Source organism: Protofrankia sp. CiT1, assembly GCF_917627335.1.
Taxonomy (GTDB): domain Bacteria; phylum Actinomycetota; class Actinomycetes; order Frankiales; family Frankiaceae; genus Protofrankia.
In genome coordinates, this window is the sequence record NZ_CAKJTP010000005.1 from 74498 (window position 1) to 76884 (window position 2387).

The 2387-nt window shown below is 67.9% G+C and carries 1 protein-coding gene; it reads left to right on the forward strand.

Going from position 1 to position 2387, the window contains the following annotated elements; translation table 11 throughout:
* The first annotated feature begins 245 nt into the window (after positions 1–245).
* Positions 246–2129 (forward strand): glutamine--fructose-6-phosphate transaminase (isomerizing), encoded by a 1884-nt coding sequence (glmS, locus tag MJ785_RS02140; RefSeq protein ID WP_239379962.1) that lies wholly within the window; start codon positions 246–248, stop codon positions 2127–2129.
* Positions 2130–2387 lie beyond the last annotated feature (258 nt).

Genomic DNA, 2387 nt, shown 5'->3' on the forward strand with positions numbered 1-2387 from the left:
CGCGCGCCTTAGAGCGACCGGCAATAGGGACGCGGCGTCGCGGGGCTGGGGTGCGCACCTCGCTGCGTTGTCGTCGGTCGACACCCAAGGACCAGGGTGACTCCCTCCTCCGCCTTGCGATGTACGTACCCCAGCCCCGCTCCTTGATCCACATCCCTATTGCCGGGCGCTCTTAGCTGTTCGACGCGCACCCCAAACACTTCTGGTGCTCCCTGGCTCATCCCTCGGTTGCGTACCCTGACCGCATGTGCGGGATCATCGGGTATATCGGCGGACGGTCAGCGCTGGATGTCGCTCTTGCCGGACTGCGCCGGCTGGAGTATCGAGGCTACGACTCGGCAGGTGTCGCGGTTGTTGCGGACGGGCGGCTATATACCCTGCGTAAGGCGGGCAAGCTAGCCAATCTGGAAAAGGCGCTGAGCGAGGCGGATGCGCCTGCGCCCGGAACCGTCGGCATCGGCCATACCCGGTGGGCAACTCACGGCGGGCCGACGGACGGCAACGCACACCCGCACTCCGACTGCACGGGTGCCATCGCTGTCATCCACAATGGGATCATCGAGAACTTCGCGGCTCTGCGGGCGGCCCTGGAGAGCAGTGGGCATGAGCTGACCAGCGAGACCGACACGGAGGTGGTCGCGCACCTGCTGGAGATCGAGCTCGCCGCGGCAGCCGGCAGCGGCGGGGCGGGAGCGGCGGGCACGAACCCGCTCAGCGAGGCGCTGCGGCGGGTGTGCGGCCGGCTGGAGGGCGCTTTCACCCTCGTCGCCGTGCACCGCGACCATCCTGACGTGCTGGTCGGTGCCCGCCGCAACAGTCCGCTGGTCGTCGGTCTGGGCGCGGGCGAGACCTTTCTGGCGAGCGATGTCGCGGCGTTCATCGCGCACACCCGCGACGCGCTGGAGATCGGCCAGGACCAGGTGGTCGAGGCCCGTCGCGACGGGGTGACGGTCACGGACTTCGCCGGCAACCTGCTTGAGGGACGTGCGTACCACGTCGACTGGGATGCCAGCGCCGCGGAGAAGGGCGGCTTCCCCTACTTCATGCTCAAGGAGATAAGCGAGCAGCCAACCGCGCTCGCGGACACGTTGCGTGGGCGGTTGTCGAATGCCGGCGAGATCGTCCTGGACGAGGAGCGCCTTTCCACCCAGGATTTCCGTGACGTCGACAAGGTCTTCATCGTTGCCTGCGGCACGGCCTATCATGCCGGGCTGATCGCCAAGTACGCCGTCGAGCACTGGACGCGCCTGCCGTGCGAGGTCGAGATGGCATCGGAGTTCCGCTACCGCGACCCGGTTCTCGACCGTTCCACCTTGGTGATTGCCATCAGCCAGAGCGGTGAGACGCTGGACACCCTGATGGCGGTCAAGCACGCGCGGGAGCAGAAGGCCAGAGTGCTGGCGATCTGTAACACGAACGGGTCGACGATCCCGCGGGAGTCCGACGCCGTGCTCTACACCCGCTGCGGCCCGGAGGTCGGGGTAGCGTCGACGAAGACCTTCCTCGGCCAGGTCGCCGCGTGTCTGCTGGTCGGCCTGTACCTGGCGCAGGTCCGCGGGGTGCTCTACGGCGACGAGGTCGCGCGGTACGTCGAGAAGCTGCAGACCACCCCGCGGCTGGTGCGCGAGACCCTCACCACGGTCGAGCCGATAAGGGCGCTTGCCCGCACGCTGGTTGACGCCAAGGCGGTGCTGTTCCTCGGTCGCCATGTTGGCTACCCGGTGGCCCTGGAGGGGGCGCTGAAGCTCAAGGAGCTCGCCTACATGCACGCTGAGGGCTTCCCGGCCGGCGAGTTGAAGCACGGGCCGATCGCGCTCATCGAACCCGGTCTGCCGGTAGTGATCGTGGTGCCGTCTCCGCGAGGCCGGTCACACCTCCATGGGAAGATTGTTTCCAACATCCAGGAGGTGCGGGCCCGGGGTGCCCGGACCATCGTGATTGCCGAGGAGGGCGACACTGGCGTCGCGCCCTACGCGGAGCATCTGATCCGGGTGCCGGAAACACCGACCTTGTTCGCTCCGCTGGTGACAACCCTGCCGTTGCAGGTCTTTGCGTGCGAACTGGCGCTCGCCCGCGGCCTCGACGTCGACCAGCCGCGCAATCTCGCCAAGTCGGTCACGGTCGAATAGCCCGTCAACAGCTCGGCTTAGAGCGCCCGGCAATAGGGACGCGGCGTCGCGGGGCTGGGGTGCGCACCTCGCTGTGTTGTTGTCGGTCACCACCCAACACCAGGGTGGCTCCCTCCGCCGCCTTGCGATGCACGCACCCCAGCCCCGCTCCTTGATCCACGCCCCTATTGCCGGGTGCTCTTAGCAGGGTCTCCGCGACGGCGTACCTCGTCCTCGAGCGTCCGCGCGCCTTGACTGTCCCCCAACGCGCGCAGGTCG

Coding starts and splice junctions, on each gene's coding strand:
- glmS (WP_239379962.1), top strand. CDS start 246: ATGTGCGGGATCATCGGGTATATCGGCGGACGGTCAGCGCTGGATGTC.